Genomic DNA, 16,007 nt, shown 5'->3' with positions numbered 1-16,007 from the left:
CGATCGGTCAGTCACATTAATTTTGAATGTGCCGCCGCCTTCGCGAGCAAACCCGCTCCCACATGGGATTGATTTTCAGCCTCACATAAAAAAGACAATCGGAGACACGCCATCATGGCTTTGGATTTATTCGTCGTACTCATCTACGCCGCTGCGATGCTGATACTCGGCTATTACGGCATGCGCAAGGCCAAGACCCACGAAGACTACCTGGTTGCCGGTCGTAACCTCGGCCCGAGCCTGTATATGGGCACCATGGCCGCCACCGTCCTGGGCGGTGCGTCCACCGTGGGCACCGTGCGTCTGGGCTACGTGCATGGCATCTCTGGCTTCTGGCTCTGCGCTGCACTGGGTTGCGGGATCGTCGCGCTGAACCTGTTCCTTGCCAAACCTTTGCTGAAACTCAAAGTGTTCACCGTCACCCAGGTGCTGGAGAAACGCTATAACCCAATGGCCCGTACCGCCAGCGCGACCATCATGCTGGCCTACGCCCTGATGATCGGCGTGACTTCGATCCTGGCCATCGGCACGGTGCTGCAGGTGTTGTTCGACCTGCCCTTCTGGATCTCCGTGCTCCTGGGTGGCGGCATCGTCGTGATCTACTCGACCATTGGCGGCATGTGGTCGCTGACCCTGACCGACATCGTCCAGTTCGGCATCCAGACCGTCGGCCTGATGTTCCTGCTGCTGCCGATCTGCCTGTACCGTGTCGGTGGCTGGGATCAACTGGTCGCACAACTGCCGGCCGCCAGCTTCAGCTTCACCAGCATTGGCTGGGACACCATCATCACTTACTTCATGATCTACTTCTTCGGCATCCTGATCGGCCAGGACATCTGGCAACGGGTGTTCACCGCTCGCAGCGAAAAAGTGGCGAAGTATGCCGGCACTTCGGCCGGTATCTACTGCATCATCTACGGCCTGGTGTGCGCACTGATCGGTATGGCCGCCCACGTTCTGATCCCGGACCTGGATAACGTCAACAACGCCTTTGCCGCTATCGTCAAAGTCTCGCTGCCAGACGGCATCCGTGGCCTGGTGATTGCTGCGGCCCTGGCAGCCATGATGTCCACCGCCAGCGCCGGCCTGCTGGCCGCGTCCACCACTCTGACCGAAGACCTGCTGCCAAAACTGCGTGGTGGCAAACAGTCGAACGTCACCATCAACCGCCTGTTCACCCTGTTGACCGGGGTTGTCGTGCTGGGTATCGCTCTGGTTGTGAATGACGTCATCAGCGCCCTGACCCTGGCCTATAACCTGCTGGTAGGTGGCATGCTGGTCCCGCTAATGGGTGCAATCTTCTGGAAACGCGCCACCACGGCGGGTGCAATCACCGCCATGGCATTGGGTTTTGTCACCGCCCTGGTCTTCATGTTCAAGGACGGAATGGATGCCAACACGCCGATCTACTACAGCCTCGGTGTCAGCCTGGTGAGCTTCGTGGTGGTCAGCCTGCTGTCTCGTCGCCCGATGACACTGGCCAGCGCCGCCTAAGCTGAACATAACGACTTGATGCTTTCTTCGACGAGTGTGGCGTCGGTTGCCACACTCGTTTTTTTTCGCCTGAAGGAAACTGCCCCATGAAGATCGTCAGCCGCGATCAGTGGTTCGAAGTCAAACAGCTCAGTGACGGCATCCGCCTGATTCATGAACCCTGGATTCGCCCCTTCTATCGCTGCAACCTCTGGCACATCCAAGGCCGCGACAAAGACCTGCTGCTCGACAGCGGCTCGGGACTGGTCAGCCTGCGCGAACAACTGCCGTGGATCACCGAGCGGCCGCTGGTGGCGGTGGCCAGTCACTGCCATTTCGACCACATTGCCGGGCACCACGAATTCGCCGAGCGCCTGGTGCATCCAGCGGAGGCGGACATCCTGGCCGCACCGGACGGCGAAAATGACTTGAGCAAGGCTTTCGTCGGCGACGACATGTTCGAAGCGCACCCCGATTGCCCATTGTGCTACGCCGAATATCGGGTCAAGGCCGCACCGGCCACCGGGACCATCGAGGAAGGCGATGTACTGGACCTGGGCAACCGGGTGCTGCAAGTGCTGCACACGCCGGGGCACTCGCCGGGCGGCATCAGCCTGTACGAAGCGGCCACCGAGACCCTGTTCAGCGGCGACATCATCTACGACGGGCCGTTGATCGAAGACGCCTACCACTCCAACCTGGACGACTACGCACACAGTCTACAGCGCCTGCGCGCCCTGCCGATCCGTACGGTGCATGGCGGGCATTTCGGCAGTTTTTCCGGGGAGCACCTGCGCCACATGATTGACCAGTGGCAACGCTCGCACGCCTGAAGTCGTTGGGGTTGGACAAAGCGGATATCGAAGAGCTGATCTTCCATCTGGAAGACGAACTCGGCTTGACGGCGTTCACCGTCGAGGAAGACCGGATGCTCAAGACCGCCAGGACGGCGAACGACTTGAGCCGGTTCTTGATGGAGATCGGACGGCGTTGACCTGGCCGATCTCCCTGGAAGCACTCATTGCTTATCGAGCAGCAGCCTTTGGCTGCTGCTGCAAAACGGCGTCGCGTTTACCGGCGACGCTGCTGGCGACGGCGTTGTTCGTCGTCGGTACGAATAGGCACAGGTTGCAGAGGCGGTTCAATCAAACCGAGCGCAACACCCAGGTCGTGCAGCCAGTTTTGGATTTTCTCTTTCATGATGCCCCCTTCAGGGTAGTGCCGGGCGACCGGAATTCTGTAGTCGCTTCGCACTGATAATAGTCCGAAGTGCCGAGCAATGCTCGCCAAACATAGCAACGATCTGTTACTGAATGGATCACAATCCGACGACAAGCGTTCAGCCAGGCGCGTTGCAGATGACGACCGGCATACTCAAGACTGCCCGAGCGCCCTGCGCAAACGGCGACGCACCCACTGTTCGGCGCTGACAAAGGTGATCCCCAGCAGCACCAGCACGGCACCGATGACGAAATTGAGGCTCAGCGCCTCCCCCAGCAGGACAACCCCGAACGTCACGCCGAACAAGGGCGTCATGAAGGAAAACACCGCCAGGTTGGCCGCCAGGTAACGACGCAGCAGCCAGAACCAGACCAGGTAGCTGAAGAACGACACCACGACGCCCTGGAACAGCACGCTGGCCACCGCCACGCGGGTCAGGCTGACGTGGGTGATCTGGCCACTCAGCAGCGCAATCAGCAACAGGCCGACGAAACCGACGATCAGTTGGTAAAACAGGGTCAGGGTCACCGGCGCCTCAGACAGGCGCGATGCACGCACCACCACGGTGGTCGCCCCCCAGCAAGCTCCTGCCAGGACGCCCAGCGCATCGCCGAGCAACATGCGGCGATCGAGGTTATCCCAGGACACTCCACCGGCAAAGGCAATGCCGATCCCGACGAAGGCGAGGAAAATGCCCAGCCATTGCACGGGGCGCAAACGCTCGCTGGGCAACAACCAGTGCACGCCCAGCGCGGTGAAAATCGGTGCGGTATAGAGGAACACCGACATGTGCGCCGCCGTGGTCAGCTGCAGGCCTTCGGAAATGAACAGGAACTCCAGGCCAAACAGGGCCCCGGCCAACAGCCCGCCGCGCCAGGTGGCGCCCACCTGATCCCAGCCGCCCTTCCAGCAGATCAACAACCCCACAAGCAGCGCGGACAGGCCCGAACGTCCGGCTGCCTGCATGACCGGCGCAATATCGGGCGCCGCCCATTTGATCATCACCTGCTGAATACCCCAGACCAGGCACAAGCCCACCATCACTTGCAGGGCAAATCCATCGGCGCTGCGCCGGGTGGCGCTCACCGTTCTACCTCGGCAACACGGAACATGGGACGTTCAGCTCAGTTCAATACGATCGGCATGAATGACAATCTGGCCGTTCTTGTACAACGCACCAATGGCCTTCTTGAAGTTGCCCTTGCTGACGCCGAACATGCTGCTGATCAGGGTCGGATCGCTCTTGTCGCTGACGGCCAGGCTACCGTTGTTCTCGCGCAACTTGGCGAGGATCTTCGAGTTCAGGCTGCTGGCCGCTTCGACGCCCACCGGTTGCAGGCTCAGGCTGATCTTGCCGTCACTGCGAACTTCCTTGATGAAGCCCTTCTCTTCTTTGCCGGCGCGCATGAACTTGAAGATTTCGTTCTTGTGAATCAGGCCCCAGTGCTTGTTGTTGATGATCGCCTTGAAGCCCATGTCGGTCGCTTCGGCCACCAGCAGGTCAACTTCCTGCCCCGGGGTGTAGTTGGCGGGCGTCTTGTCCAGGTACCGGTCCAGACGCGCCGTCGCGGTTATGCGGCGGGTGTGCTTGTCGAGGTATACATGCACCACGGCGTATTCACCGGCCTGCATCTGGCGCTTTTCTTCCGAATACGGCAACAACAGGTCTTTGGGCAGCCCCCAATCCAGGAACACGCCAATGCTGTTGACTTCAACAACTTTTAAGCTGGCGAATTCACCGACTTGAACTTTCGGCTTTTCAGTAGTTGCGATAAGTTTGTCATCGCTATCCAGATAAACAAAAACGTTGAGCCAGTCTTCGTCTTCGCTGGGAATATCCTTGGGAATATAACGATTCGGCAACAGGATTTCGCCATCCGCGCCACCGTCCAGATATAAACCGAAGTTAGTGTGTTTAACTACTTGCAAACTGTTGTAACGCCCGACTAAAGCCATGTCCAATACCCTCATTGCGTGGCGCCATTCTACCCGGTTTTAGCGGTCAGGTTCGGCGGTCAGCCCGGTGGAGCCAGAAATTCCCCGCAAAGCCTTAATTTTTCTCGGTTTTGCACTCACTGATCGGCCGCTCGTCTGACTGATCCGTCAGTTTCCCTGCCGCCCACGCTGGACGGGACGCTGTTTTCCAAGCCAGGTTCTTATTTAAAACAGCGGCTTAGGGCAATATCGCAAATAACAACTTGCATTTTGTCGCACCACCGCCCAATGTCCTCCAGCGGATATTTACCAAGCAAATAGGCAGTCAATCCTGTACGATGCCTGGCCAAGTTAATTTTCTACAGGTTAATGGCCGCCATGCGTGTAAAAGCATCCAACAGCAAAGCAAAGCCAGCTCCAGCCGTCGAAACCAGCGAGTCGATCAACAGCCAGATCGCTGCGTTTCTCAAATCCGGTGGTGAAATCCAGCAAATTGCCAAAGGTGTCAGCGGCCAGACATTCGGCCCGTCCAAGCAGATCACGCTCGGCAAGAAGTAATACCCTGCGCTGCACCTGGTCCCTAAGCGCTTTGAGCTTCGAAGCGCTTGGACTGGAACCCTGCTACACCCCCGCTGCAAAACCTCCAATCTTGTAGAAATCGACGAACGGGCCACGCTGCCTGTCATTCGTCGGTATCCTTGCACGCGTCTGGATCAAGCGTTTCAGCAGGCCCAAGCTTGCGCTCGCTGTTCATGGAGTGACGCATGCGCATACCTTCTTGTTTATCCTTGCTGCTTGCCGGCCTGCTGGCGTGTCCGGCGGTGCATGGGCAAATCTTTCAGCGCGAGCTGGGGGATTTCGACCTCAAGCTCGGAACCAGCCCCAGCCGCAGCATGGCCCAGGGCCTCGTCAAGCCATCGGCCGTCGGCTCGTTTCATGGCGGCCTGGACCTGACCCATGACAGCGGCTTCTACTTTGGCCAATGGTCGCCGAGCATGGGCATCAGCCCGGGAAAAAACCTCGAGATCGACTCTTACGCCGGCTTCAAGCAACCCTTCGACCAGGTCCTTGGCTACGAAGTGGGCGTCATCCATTACAGCTATCCCGAAGTCGACACCCTCGACAGCCAGGAAGTGTTCGGTGGCCTGACCCTGCTGGGCAGCCGTTTCGGCGCAGCCTTGAGCAACGACCCGGACAAACAGAACAGCACCCTGTTTGCCGACCTGCGGGGCAACCAGCCGTTCGGCATCGGGGTGAGCATGAAATACACCACCCATCAGCTGAACACGCCGGTCGCGGTGGACGGCGGTTACGTCGGCAGCTTCACCGACTGGTCGGTGAAACTGTCCCGGCCGTTCATGGGCATCGACCTCGACCTGATCTACAGCGACTCCAGCCTCAGCGGCAGCTATTGTTCAGCTTATACCGGGCAAAATAGCCAGTGCGACGCGCTTCTCACCCTCAAGGCCGAACACGCGTTCTACTGACGGGCTGAACTGCCGGGTTGATTCTGCGTTCAGATGAAAAACAGTTGCAGAAGCCAGGCTTTCGCAAGGATTCGCCCATGTCTTGCTGGATCAAAAACATCGCCTTTGTGCTCATGTTCACCCTTGCCCTCGGCGCGTGCAGCCGTATGGGCCTGGCCTATCGCAACCTCGACGTGATCATTCCCTGGACGCTTAGCGACTACCTGGACATGAACGGTGAGCAAAAGAACTGGCTGAGCGAACGCCTGAAGGAACACCTGGATTGGCATTGCACCACGCAAATGCCGGGGTATCTCGACTGGCTGGACCGCTTGCAGTCAATGATCGAGACCAATAAGGTGACCGATGCCGCGCTGCAGGCGCGCACCGCGGAAGCCGAAGCGGCGATTGCCGAGACGGCCCGGGAAATCACACCATCGGCCATCGAATTGCTGCAGGGCCTGGATGACAATCAGGTCGCGGAAATGAACGAGGCCTTCGCCAAGGACCAGCGCAAGCGCCAGGAGCAATACCTCAAACCGTCGCTGGAGCAGCAGATCAAGCAGCGTGGCGCGCGCATGGAAAAACGCCTGAATGAATGGCTCGGACCGCTCAACGCCTCTCAACACCAGCGGGTCATGGCCTGGTCGAATGCCTTGGGCGACCAGAATACGCAATGGATCGCCAACCGCATCCACTGGCAGAAACAATTCAGTGCCGCCGTGGCGCAGCGCCATACCGCACAATTCCCACAGCGGATCGAGACGCTTCTGGTCAATCGCGAGAGCTTGTGGACACCGGCTTACCGCGAGGCTTTTGCCAAGACCGAAGCCCAGGCGCGGGCGCTGTTTGTGGATTTGATGGCGGAAAGTACGCCGCAACAACGTCAACGCTTGCTGACGAAAATCGAGGGCGTGAGGAAGGATTTCAGTGATTTGAAGTGCCTGAAAGCGGCTAAGCAGGGTTGAAAGATCAAAAGATCGCAGCCTGCGGCAGCTCCTACAGAATCACTCGATCCATGTAGCTGCCGCAGGCTGCGATCTTTTTATTCAGGCAATCTGCGCCTTCGAAGCCACTTCATCGAACGTCAGCTCGTCCAGTGCATCTTCCTGATCATCGAGAACCTGCCGCGGATGGTCATTGCCCGGAATACTGCTGTCGATCAGGCTCAACAACCTCGAACCCCGGATCGTCAGAATGTAATTCGAACCGGTGCCACCCTGCTCTTCCGGCCGAGGTTCGATATAACCTCGCTCCAGCAGCAGCTTTTCGTACTCGCCGGCAACTGCCTTCAAGTGATCCAGGTTTTCCGTCTGCTCGCCTTCCGATGCTTTCTCTGCGGCGTACTGCTCGGCGTAGGGCCGTGGCGTGAAGCTGCTCGCACCGTTCTGGACTTCGTGCAGCAAGCGTTCAATCAAATCCCAGTTATAAGTCGTCATCCCGTTTCAACCTCCGGTACCCGTGAGAGAGGGCCTTCATAGGTTGTGACACGAGTGCGGGGTAGCCGTTCAGCCCACCTTTTTAGCGCTACCGACCGGCGGCATGTCGAATTACCGGCAAGTCAAACGACTAGGCTGTGTAAGTCACCTCCCCGCCTCACGCAGGAGAAAGCCCGATGAACATTCAGAATCACCCGGTCGTGTCCCGGGAAGACTGGCTCGCCGCCCGCAAGCAACATCTGGCCCACGAAAAGGCCTTCACCAGGGAACGCGACAGACTCAGCGCCGAGCGCCGCGCCCTGCCTTGGGTAAAAATCGACAAGGACTACCACTTCCAGGGTCCCGACGGCGAACTGAAACTCGCCGACCTGTTTGGTGGCCGCAGCCAGTTGGTCATTTACCATTTCATGTTCGCTGAAGGCTGGGATGAGGGCTGCCCGGGTTGCTCGTTCCTGTCCGACCACATCGACGGCGCCAACCAGCACCTGGCGCACCACGACGTCGCGGTGGTGGCGGTGTCCCATGCACCGTTCGCCGAGTTCCAGGCGTTCAAACGGCGCATGGGCTGGACATTCGACTGGGTGTCGTCCGAAGGCTGCGATTTCAATTATGACTTCGGTGTGACGGCTCGCCCCGAAGACGTCGCCGCCGGCAAGGCCACCTACAACTACGAAAAAACCGATGGCAGCGAAGAAGAACTTCCCGGTCTCAGCGTGTTTTATCGCAATGAGGCCGGCGAGATTTTCCACACTTACTCGACGTATGCACGGGGCCTGGATCTGCTGGTCGGTACCTACAACTACCTGGACCTGACGCCCAAGGGGCGCAATGAAGACGAAATCATGGATTGGGTGCGGCACCATGACCGGTATGAGGATCAGGCGCCCAAGAGCTGCTGCCATGGCGGATGAGGGTGAACTTTTTCCCTGTTCCAGCCCTCAACCGGTTAACCCGCCTTAACCGGAACTGAGGCCCGACAGATGAAGATCCTGCTGAAACTCACCCTCGCCACCACCCTCGCCTGCGCCCTGCCCGTCTGGGCCTGCACTCCCGAGGAGGCCACCCTCAAGCGCGAGCAGCTGGCCAAGGAAGTCACCAGGCTCACCGAACAGAACCCGGCCAAGGCCAAGGAAATCAACGACGAGCTGCAGAAGATGGACCTTGGAACGGCCTCCAAGGATTTGCCGGACAAGTGCCAGTTGATCGATCAGCGATTGAAGGAGCTCGGGACGGCAGAGAAGAAAGCCGAGAGCTAAAAAGACAAGATCAAAAGATCGCAGCCTTCGGCAGCTCCTACAGGTGGTCCAGTGTAGGAGCTGCCGCAGGCTGCGATCTTTTGATTTTTACGGGGCCTTATTCAGCAGCCGGCGCTTCCGGCTTGCGGCGCTTGAGCGGGGCCATGCCGTCCTTGCTCACCAGAGAGTCGCTCTTCGGGCGGTTGACGCTCTTGCGTTTGGTCGGGGTCTTGGCGGCGACTTTTTTCTTGTCGCCCTTGGCGTCGGTCTTTTTCTTCTTCACGCCAACGGCCTTGCCGGAGGCCTTGACCTTTTTCGGCCCGCCGTAGGTGCCTTTGACTTCCTTGATGGTGCGGCGCTCGAAGCTTTGCTTGAGGTAGCGCTCGATGCTCGACATCAGGTTCCAGTCGCCGTGGCAGATCAGCGAGATGGCCAGGCCATCGTTGCCGGCACGACCGGTACGGCCAATGCGGTGCACGTATTCGTCGCCACTGCGCGGCATGTCGAAGTTGATCACCAGATCCAGGCCGTCCACGTCCAGGCCGCGAGCGGCGACGTCGGTAGCGACCAGGATTTTTACCCCGCCCTGCTTCAGACGGTCGATCGCCAGTTTGCGATCCTTCTGGTCTTTCTCGCCGTGCAGCACGAACGCCTTGTATTCCTGGGCCACCAGGCGACCGTAGATGCGATCGGCCATGGCCCGGGTGTTGGTGAAGACGATGGCCTTCTGGTAGGTCTCGTTGGCCAGCAGCCAGTTGACGATCTGTTCTTTGTGCTGGTTGTGGTCAGCGGTGATGATTTGCTGGCGGGTGGTTTCGTTCAGCTGGCTGACCGCGTTGAGCTGCAGGTGCTCAGGGTTGTTCAGGACCTTGGCGATCATCTCGCGCAGGCCGGAACCGCCCGTGGTGGCGGAGAACAGCATGGTCTGCTGGCGGTTGGTGCACTCGTCCATCAGGCGCTGTACGTCTTCGGCGAAACCCATGTCGAGCATGCGGTCGGCTTCATCGAGCACCAGCACTTCGACTTCCTTGAGGTCGAGGTTGCCGGCATTCAGTTGCTCGATCATCCGGCCCGGGGTACCGATCAGGATGTCCGGCACCTTGCGCAGCATGGCAGCCTGGACCTTGAAGTCTTCGCCGCCGGTGATCAGGCCGGACTTGATGAAGGTGAACTGCGCGAAGCGTTCAACTTCCTTCAGGGTTTGCTGGGCCAGCTCGCGGGTCGGCAGCAGGATCAGGGTCTTGATGCTGACGCGGATCTTGGCCGGGCCGATCAAGCGGTTGAGGATCGGCAAAACGAATGCAGCGGTCTTGCCGCTACCGGTTTGCGCTGTCACCCGCAGGTCACGACCTTGGAGCGCCAGCGGAATAGCCGCTGCTTGCACAGGCGTTGGCTCGACAAATTTCAGCTCGGCCACGGCTTTGAGCAGGCGTTCGTGCAAGGCGAATTCGGAAAACACGGGTGCTACCTCGAAGAAATGCAAAAAAACAGCTGCATAGGGTACCGGTTTCGAGCGCTCAGGCCGAGTTTCTTTATACAAATGGCGGTAAACAGTGGTTTTTTTGTTGCTCGAATTGTCACCGACGGTAATACAAAGCGTCTTAAATGCTCTAATCGCCCATCGCGTCCCACAGAAGAATCGTTTTTTGCCCATGGATATCAAACAGCTCTGGCTCAATGCCCAAGACCTCTGGGGTGCCCTCGACCAGCATCCGATCGTGCACGCCAGCCTGGCACTCGTGGTGTTGTTGCTCATTGCGCTGGCCCTCGGACGAGTGGCGCGCTACCTGATCCTGCACGCCAGCAAAATACTGGGCCGCCAGCCCGCGCTGCACTGGATCAACGACTTGCGGCACAACAAGGTGTTCCAGCGTCTGGCGCAGATAATTCCGTCGCTGGTGATCCAGTTCGGCCTGCACCTGGTGCCGGAGCTGGGCAAAACCGCGATGCTGTTCCTCGGCAACGTGGCGCTGGCGTTCACCATCCTGTTCCTGCTCTTGTCCGTCTCCGCCTTGCTGAATGCCCTGCTGGACATCTACGCCCGCACTGAACACGCCCGCACCCGCTCGATCAAGGGCTACGTGCAACTGGCGAAAATGGTCTTGTACGTATTCGGCGCGATCATCATCGTCGCCACCTTGATCGACCGTTCGCCGCTGTTGCTGCTGTCGGGCCTGGGAGCGATGTCGGCGGTGATCCTGTTGGTCTACAAGGACACCCTGCTGTCGTTCGTCGCCAGCGTGCAGCTGACCAGCAACGACATGCTGCGGGTCGGCGACTGGATCGAGATGCCCCAGGTCGGTGCCGACGGCGATGTAGTGGACATCACCCTGCACACGGTCAAGGTGCAGAATTTCGACAAGACCATTGTCTCGATCCCGACCTGGCGCCTGATGTCCGAGTCCTTCAAGAACTGGCGCGGCATGCAGCAGTCCGGTGGCCGGCGGATCAAGCGCAGCCTGTTCATCGACGCCAGTGGCGTGCGGTTCATCCGCGATGACGAGGAGCTGAAGCTGTCCCAGGTTCATCTGCTCACGGACTACATCAGCCGCAAGCAGGCCGAACTCAAGGCCTGGAACGAAGCCCAGGGCAATGTCGCAGCGATGTCAGCCAACCGCCGCCGCATGACCAATATCGGCACTTTTCGCGCCTATGCACTGGCGTATCTGAAGAGTCATCCGGAGATCCAGCCCAACATGACCTGCATGGTCCGGCAGATGCAGACCACGGCCCAGGGTATTCCACTGGAGATCTACTGTTTTACCCGCACCACCGCGTGGGCCGATTACGAGCGGATCCAGGGGGATATTTTCGATTACCTGCTGGCGGTGTTGCCGGAATTTGGCTTGAGCCTTTATCAGCAGCCCAGTGGAACGGATCTGCGCGCCGGGCTGCTACCGGTGGTGTTGGGCGCGAGCCACATCCCCACACCTGAAAAACACGTCATGTAATCTAGTCGTAAGCTTAGGTATTCATTAGGTTTTTGTGATTTCTTGCTTGACGCCTCAGCCGTAAAAACGTTTAATGCCGCCGCGGCCCAGATAGCTCAGTCGGTAGAGCAGGGGATTGAAAATCCCCGTGTCGGCGGTTCGATTCCGTCTCTGGGCACCATGATTTCCAAACCCCTGATGCCTGATGGCCTCAGGGGTTTTGTTTTTTTAGCGCCGGCTCTCTCCCTCAGCTTTTCAGTGTGCGACCGCGGATTGGCGAATGCCCAACCGACTGATCCACACCGCCATCAAGATTACCGATCCCCCCAGCAACAACCGCCCCAGCTCTTCATGCTGATTCCAGATCAGCAGATTGATCAGCAGCCCCACCGGCACATGCAGGTTGTTCATCACCGCCAGCGTCCCGCCGTTGACCAGGCACGCGCCCTTGTTCCACCAGTACAGCCCGAGCGCGGTCGAGACCAGGCCGAGGAACAGCAGCACGCCCCATTGCAGTGGTGCTTCGGGCAGGAAGTTGGATTTGCCGAACATCAGGAACGCCGGCAACGCCACCGCCAATGCACCCAGGTAGAAATAACCGAAGCGCCGGTAATGCGGCAGGTCACTCGGATGGCGCGCCACCAGGTGTTTGTAGAGCACCTGCCCGGCGGCGTAGGTGAAGTTGGCCAGTTGCAGCAGCAGGAAGCCCATGAAGAAGTCCGGGTTGATCCGGTCATAGCGAATCACCGCTGCGCCGCCCACCGCCACCAGTGCCGCGATCAAGGCCCAAGGATTGAAACGACGGTTCAACGCGTCTTCGATCAGGGTCACGTGCAGAGGCGTGAGGATGGTGAACAGCAGCACTTCCGGCACCGTCAGCACGCGAAAGCTCAGGTACAGGCAGACGTAGGTCACACCAAACTGCAATGCACCGATCAGCAACATGCCGCGCATGAACGCCGGTTCCACCGAACGCCAGCGGGTCAGCGGGATGAACACCAGCCCCGCCAGCAGCACGCGTATCAGCACCGCGAAGTAACTGTCGACATGACCGGCCAGGTATTCGCCGATCAGACTGAAGGAAAACGCCTGGATCAGCGTGACAAAAAGTAGATAGCCCATGCTCGCCTCGTTTTGAATGGCGGCGAAGATAGCGGTTTTTGACGGGGATCGCGAACAGTCAAACGATACAAAAACCCTGTGGGAGCGGGCTTGCTCGCGAATAAGGTGTGTCAGTCGACTGAAATGCTGAATGACACACCGCATTCGCGAGCAAGCCCGCTCCCACAAAATCCTGGGCAAAAAAAAGCCCGATCTCGCTAAAGCGTTCAATCGGGCCAGAGCACTCAGGAGCAACAAGTGCAAAGGGAGGTTCGATGCGCGTGCAGGCTTGAAGGGTAACGCGCCAGGTCACTAGACCATCCGGTGATTATCTGGCGATTAACGACTCAGGCCACTTGGGAAAGCTTGGCGTTCGCCTGGTTCAGGCCTTTCTCCTGGAAGTCGCCGCCCAGGTTCATGCCTTCGGCGTGGATGAACGTCACGTCGTGGATGCCGATGAAGCCCATGACCTGGCGCAGGTAGGGTTCCTGGTGATCCGCGGTGCTGCCAGCGTAGATCCCGCCGCGAGCGGTCAGTACGTAAGCGCGCTTGCCGCTGAGCAGGCCTTGCGGGCCGGTTTCGGTGTACTTGAAGGTCACGCCGGCACGCAGCACATGGTCGAGCCAGGCCTTGAGCGTGCTGGGAATGGCGAAGTTGTACATCGGCGCGGCCATCACCAGCACGTCGGCGGCGAGCAACTCGTCGGTCAGCTGGTTGGAGCGTTCCAGGGATACTTGCTCGATATCGCTGCGCTGATCGGCGGGTTTCATCCAGCCGCCCAACAGGTTGATATCCAGATGTGGCACCGGGTTGACGGCCAGGTCACGAACGGTGATCTGGTCCTTCGGATGCGCGGCTTGCCACTGGGCGATGAAGGTCTGGGTCAGTTGACGGGAAACCGAGTCTTGCTGACGGGCACTGCTTTCGATGATCAGAACGCGGGACATGGGCTGTAGCCTCCATCTGAGAATGCTGTAGGTCGATGGAGTGAAGGTTAAACAGCGTCATATCGATTAAAAAGCGCAAATAACTGCTATAACCGATCAAGAATTTCGTTTATAAGCGGAGCATCAGCGATGGGCTTGCTCCGCTGAAGGTCATTTCGGCTTGCAGGTCATGGTGATGTACAGCTTGATGATCTTGCGGTTGAACTTGGCGGAAAGATCGGCGCTTTTGCCGGCGTCGAGATTGATCCTGCGGGTCTTTGGCGATTCAGGACCGTTGCGAAACACCACCGCGCATTCGGCAGCGGTGTCGCCGTAGTTGTTCACGGTGATCGAACCCATGTCGTAATCGGAGGCGTAGGTGGTGTAGTCGATTTTCAGTCCATTGAGCTCTTTCTGTACATCGATCGGATAAGCAAACGCAGTCAACGGCAACATTGCCAGTAATAAACAACAGATTTTTTTCATTCAGCAGTCTCCAATAAGAACTGCGCAGCTTAGGACAATAGGAGCCCATCATGAAAGCGCCCCGCGTGACCCTTGATCAATGGCGAACGCTGCAGGCCGTGGTCGACCACGGTGGTTTCGCCCAGGCCGCCGAGGCGCTGCATCGCTCGCAATCGTCGGTCAGCTACACCGTGGCGCGCATGCAGGACCAACTCGGCGTGCCGTTGTTGCGCATCGACGGTCGCAAGGCGGTGCTCACCGAGGCTGGCGGCGTGTTGTTGCGCCGTTCCCGCCAACTGGTGAAACAGGCCAGCCAGCTCGAAGACCTGGCCCATCACATGGAGCAAGGCTGGGAAGCCGAAGTGCGCCTGGTGGTCGATGCCGCCTACCCGAGCGCCCGCCTGGTCCGCGCACTGACCGCGTTCATGCCGCAAAGCCGTGGCTGCCGCGTGCGCCTGCGCGAAGAGGTGCTGTCGGGTGTCGAAGAGGTGCTGCTCGAGGGCGTGGCCGACCTGGCCATCAGCGGTTTCAGCATTCCCGGTTACCTGGGCGCGGAGTTGAGCGACGTCGAGTTCGTCGCGGTCGCCCATCCGGAACATCCGCTGCACCGGCTCAATCGCGAACTGAATTTCCAGGATCTGGAAAGCCAGCTGCAAGTGGTCATCCGCGACTCCGGTCGCCAGCAGCCACGGGACGTCGGCTGGCTCGGTGCCGAACAGCGCTGGACCGTCGGTAGCCTGGCCACCGCCGCCACGTTCGTTGGCAGCGGCCTGGGATTTGCCTGGTTGCCAAGGCACATGATCGAACGGGAACTCAAGGAAGGTACGCTCAAGCTGCTACCGTTGGACCAGGGCGGCAGCCGTAACCCGAGTTTTTACCTGTATTCGAACAAGGACAAGCCGCTCGGCCCGGCGACGCAGATTCTTATCGAGCTGTTGCGCACATTCGACACCGCCCCCCTGGACGCACCGTTCGCCGCCCCAGAACAAGCCTGACACGGAGGTAACGCATGGCCTATTTCGAACACGAAGGTTGCAACCTGCACTATGAGGAATATGGGCACGGCACGCCGTTGCTGCTGGTCCACGGCCTGGGTTCCAGCACCCTGGACTGGGAAGAACAGATCCCGGCGCTGGCCGCCCGCTACCGGGTGATCGTGCCGGACGTGCGCGGCCACGGGCGCTCCGACAAACCCCGCGAGCGTTATAGCATCGCGGGGTTCAGCGCCGACCTGGTGGCGCTTATCGAGCACCTGAACCTGGGGCCGGCCCACTACGTAGGGTTGTCCATGGGCGGCATGATCGGCTTTCAACTGGGGGTGGACCAGCCGCAATTGCTCAAGAGCCTGTGCATCGTCAATAGCGCACCCGAGGTCAAGCTGCGCAGCCGCGACGATTACTGGCAGTGGTTCAAGCGCTGGAGCCTGATGCGTGCGCTCAGCCTGCGCACCATCGGCGAAGCCCTGGGCGGCAAATTGTTTCCCAAGCCGGAGCAGGCCCAATTGCGACAAAAGATGGCCGATCGCTGGGCAAAAAACGACAAACGTGCTTATCTCGCCAGCTTCGATGCCATTGTTGGCTGGGGGGTTCAGGAACGACTGTCGAAGGTCACCTGTCCAACCCTCATCGTCAGCGCCGACCGTGACTACACGCCGGTCGCGCTGAAGGAAAACTACGTAAGACTGCTGCCCAATGCTCGGCTGGCAGTGATCGCCGATTCGCGTCACGCCACCCCGCTGGACCAGCCCGAACGCTTCAACCAGACGCTGCTGGAGTTTCTCGCCGCAGTCGACACCACCCCTCAGGATCACTGACCC

The 16,007-nt window shown here is 59.3% G+C and carries 18 protein-coding genes, 1 tRNA gene and 1 pseudogene; 12 read left to right on the top strand and 8 right to left on the bottom strand.

Annotated features, from left to right (window positions below; genetic code table 11):
* The first annotated feature begins 114 nt into the window (after positions 1–114).
* From DKB71_RS08155 to DKB71_RS08145, 3 genes and pseudogenes are all read left to right on the top strand, one after another.
* Positions 115–1,494 carry a sodium:solute symporter gene (locus tag DKB71_RS08155; protein ID WP_408600048.1) on the top strand — a complete coding sequence of 460 codons (1,380 nt, stop codon included), beginning with the start codon at positions 115–117 and terminating at the stop codon, positions 1,492–1,494.
* Between the two features lie 86 nt (positions 1,495–1,580).
* The gene (locus tag DKB71_RS08150) at positions 1,581–2,306 is read left to right on the top strand and encodes an MBL fold metallo-hydrolase (protein WP_408600047.1); all 726 of its coding nucleotides are present in this window, start codon (positions 1,581–1,583) and stop codon (positions 2,304–2,306) included.
* A pseudogene (locus tag DKB71_RS08145) lies at positions 2,303–2,467 on the top strand (acyl carrier protein); the annotation flags it as partial. The gene DKB71_RS08150 and the pseudogene DKB71_RS08145, both read left to right, overlap by 4 nt.
* A 77-nt stretch (positions 2,468–2,544) precedes the next feature.
* Here DKB71_RS08145 and DKB71_RS08140 read toward each other — a convergent pair.
* The 3 genes from DKB71_RS08140 to DKB71_RS08130 all read right to left on the bottom strand — a co-directional run bounded on the left by DKB71_RS08140 (position 2,545) and on the right by DKB71_RS08130 (position 4,650).
* Positions 2,545–2,673, bottom strand: coding sequence for a PA1414 family protein (locus DKB71_RS08140; protein ID WP_007914492.1), 129 nt, complete (start codon positions 2,671–2,673; stop codon positions 2,545–2,547).
* Between the two features lie 174 nt (positions 2,674–2,847).
* Positions 2,848–3,780, bottom strand: coding sequence for a DMT family transporter (locus DKB71_RS08135; RefSeq protein WP_408600046.1), 933 nt, complete (start codon positions 3,778–3,780; stop codon positions 2,848–2,850).
* A gap of 33 nt (positions 3,781–3,813) precedes the next feature.
* A complete protein-coding gene (locus tag DKB71_RS08130; RefSeq protein WP_008060121.1) occupies positions 3,814–4,650 on the bottom strand; it encodes a S1 RNA-binding domain-containing protein in 837 nt (278 codons plus the stop codon).
* A 348-nt stretch (positions 4,651–4,998) separates the two neighbouring features.
* Between DKB71_RS08130 and DKB71_RS08125 the strand changes: the two genes are divergently transcribed.
* The 3 genes from DKB71_RS08125 (at position 4,999) to DKB71_RS08115 (ending at position 7,063) form a co-directional block, all read left to right on the top strand.
* Positions 4,999–5,187 carry a hypothetical protein gene (locus DKB71_RS08125; protein ID WP_172668627.1) on the top strand — a complete coding sequence of 63 codons (189 nt, stop codon included), beginning with the start codon at positions 4,999–5,001 and terminating at the stop codon, positions 5,185–5,187.
* 206 nt (positions 5,188–5,393) lie between these two features.
* Positions 5,394–6,116, top strand: coding sequence for a TorF family putative porin (locus DKB71_RS08120; protein WP_408600045.1), 723 nt, complete (start codon positions 5,394–5,396; stop codon positions 6,114–6,116).
* 77 nt (positions 6,117–6,193) lie between these two features.
* Positions 6,194–7,063: a DUF6279 family lipoprotein gene (locus tag DKB71_RS08115; RefSeq protein ID WP_408600044.1), complete on the top strand. Its 870-nt coding sequence runs from the start codon at positions 6,194–6,196 to the stop codon at positions 7,061–7,063.
* An 81-nt stretch (positions 7,064–7,144) separates the two neighbouring features.
* Here the strand turns inward: DKB71_RS08115 and DKB71_RS08110 are convergent, their stop codons facing one another.
* Positions 7,145–7,534 (bottom strand): transcriptional regulator, encoded by a 390-nt coding sequence (locus DKB71_RS08110; protein ID WP_274073583.1) that lies wholly within the window; start codon positions 7,532–7,534, stop codon positions 7,145–7,147.
* A 176-nt stretch (positions 7,535–7,710) separates the two neighbouring features.
* Here DKB71_RS08110 and DKB71_RS08105 point away from each other — a divergent pair, with 176 nt between their 5' ends.
* Both DKB71_RS08105 and DKB71_RS08100 read left to right on the top strand, forming a co-directional pair.
* A complete protein-coding gene (locus DKB71_RS08105; RefSeq protein ID WP_274073582.1) occupies positions 7,711–8,445 on the top strand; it encodes a thioredoxin family protein in 735 nt (244 codons plus the stop codon).
* Between the two features lie 69 nt (positions 8,446–8,514).
* The gene (locus DKB71_RS08100; protein WP_274073581.1) at positions 8,515–8,790 is read left to right on the top strand and encodes a hypothetical protein; all 276 of its coding nucleotides are present in this window, start codon (positions 8,515–8,517) and stop codon (positions 8,788–8,790) included.
* Between the two features lie 97 nt (positions 8,791–8,887).
* On the opposite strand, the gene DKB71_RS08095 is transcribed toward DKB71_RS08100, so the two are convergent.
* The gene (locus DKB71_RS08095) at positions 8,888–10,228 is read right to left on the bottom strand and encodes a DEAD/DEAH box helicase (RefSeq protein ID WP_408600043.1); all 1,341 of its coding nucleotides are present in this window, start codon (positions 10,226–10,228) and stop codon (positions 8,888–8,890) included.
* 193 nt (positions 10,229–10,421) lie between these two features.
* Between DKB71_RS08095 and DKB71_RS08090 the strand changes: the two genes are divergently transcribed.
* Together DKB71_RS08090 and DKB71_RS08085 are read left to right on the top strand one after the other, a co-directional pair.
* Positions 10,422–11,720, top strand: coding sequence for a mechanosensitive ion channel family protein (locus DKB71_RS08090; protein ID WP_408600042.1), 1,299 nt, complete (start codon positions 10,422–10,424; stop codon positions 11,718–11,720).
* A gap of 84 nt (positions 11,721–11,804) precedes the next feature.
* Positions 11,805–11,880 (top strand) — tRNA-Phe (locus tag DKB71_RS08085).
* Positions 11,881–11,954: 74 nt separating this feature from the next.
* Here DKB71_RS08085 and DKB71_RS08080 read toward each other — a convergent pair.
* The 3 genes from DKB71_RS08080 to DKB71_RS08070 form a co-directional block, all read right to left on the bottom strand.
* A complete protein-coding gene (locus DKB71_RS08080) occupies positions 11,955–12,821 on the bottom strand; it encodes a carboxylate/amino acid/amine transporter (RefSeq protein WP_274073579.1) in 867 nt (288 codons plus the stop codon).
* Between the two features lie 326 nt (positions 12,822–13,147).
* The gene (locus DKB71_RS08075) at positions 13,148–13,747 is read right to left on the bottom strand and encodes an FMN-dependent NADH-azoreductase (RefSeq protein ID WP_274073578.1); all 600 of its coding nucleotides are present in this window, start codon (positions 13,745–13,747) and stop codon (positions 13,148–13,150) included.
* Positions 13,748–13,897: 150 nt separating this feature from the next.
* Positions 13,898–14,212: a 3-phosphoglycerate kinase gene (locus DKB71_RS08070; RefSeq protein ID WP_274073577.1), complete on the bottom strand. Its 315-nt coding sequence runs from the start codon at positions 14,210–14,212 to the stop codon at positions 13,898–13,900.
* A gap of 50 nt (positions 14,213–14,262) precedes the next feature.
* Between DKB71_RS08070 and DKB71_RS08065 the strand changes: the two genes are divergently transcribed.
* Together DKB71_RS08065 and DKB71_RS08060 are read left to right on the top strand one after the other, a co-directional pair.
* Positions 14,263–15,186 carry a LysR family transcriptional regulator gene (locus DKB71_RS08065; protein WP_110964427.1) on the top strand — a complete coding sequence of 308 codons (924 nt, stop codon included), beginning with the start codon at positions 14,263–14,265 and terminating at the stop codon, positions 15,184–15,186.
* Positions 15,187–15,200: 14 nt separating this feature from the next.
* Positions 15,201–16,004 (top strand): alpha/beta fold hydrolase, encoded by an 804-nt coding sequence (locus tag DKB71_RS08060; protein WP_274073576.1) that lies wholly within the window; start codon positions 15,201–15,203, stop codon positions 16,002–16,004.
* Positions 16,005–16,007 lie beyond the last annotated feature (3 nt).

Source organism: Pseudomonas sp. PLMAX, assembly GCF_046042685.1.
In the GTDB taxonomy this organism is placed as follows: domain Bacteria; phylum Pseudomonadota; class Gammaproteobacteria; order Pseudomonadales; family Pseudomonadaceae; genus Aquipseudomonas; species Aquipseudomonas putida_AE.
Note: the sequence above shows the minus strand (reverse complement) of the source record. Positions and strands in the feature narration are given on the sequence as shown.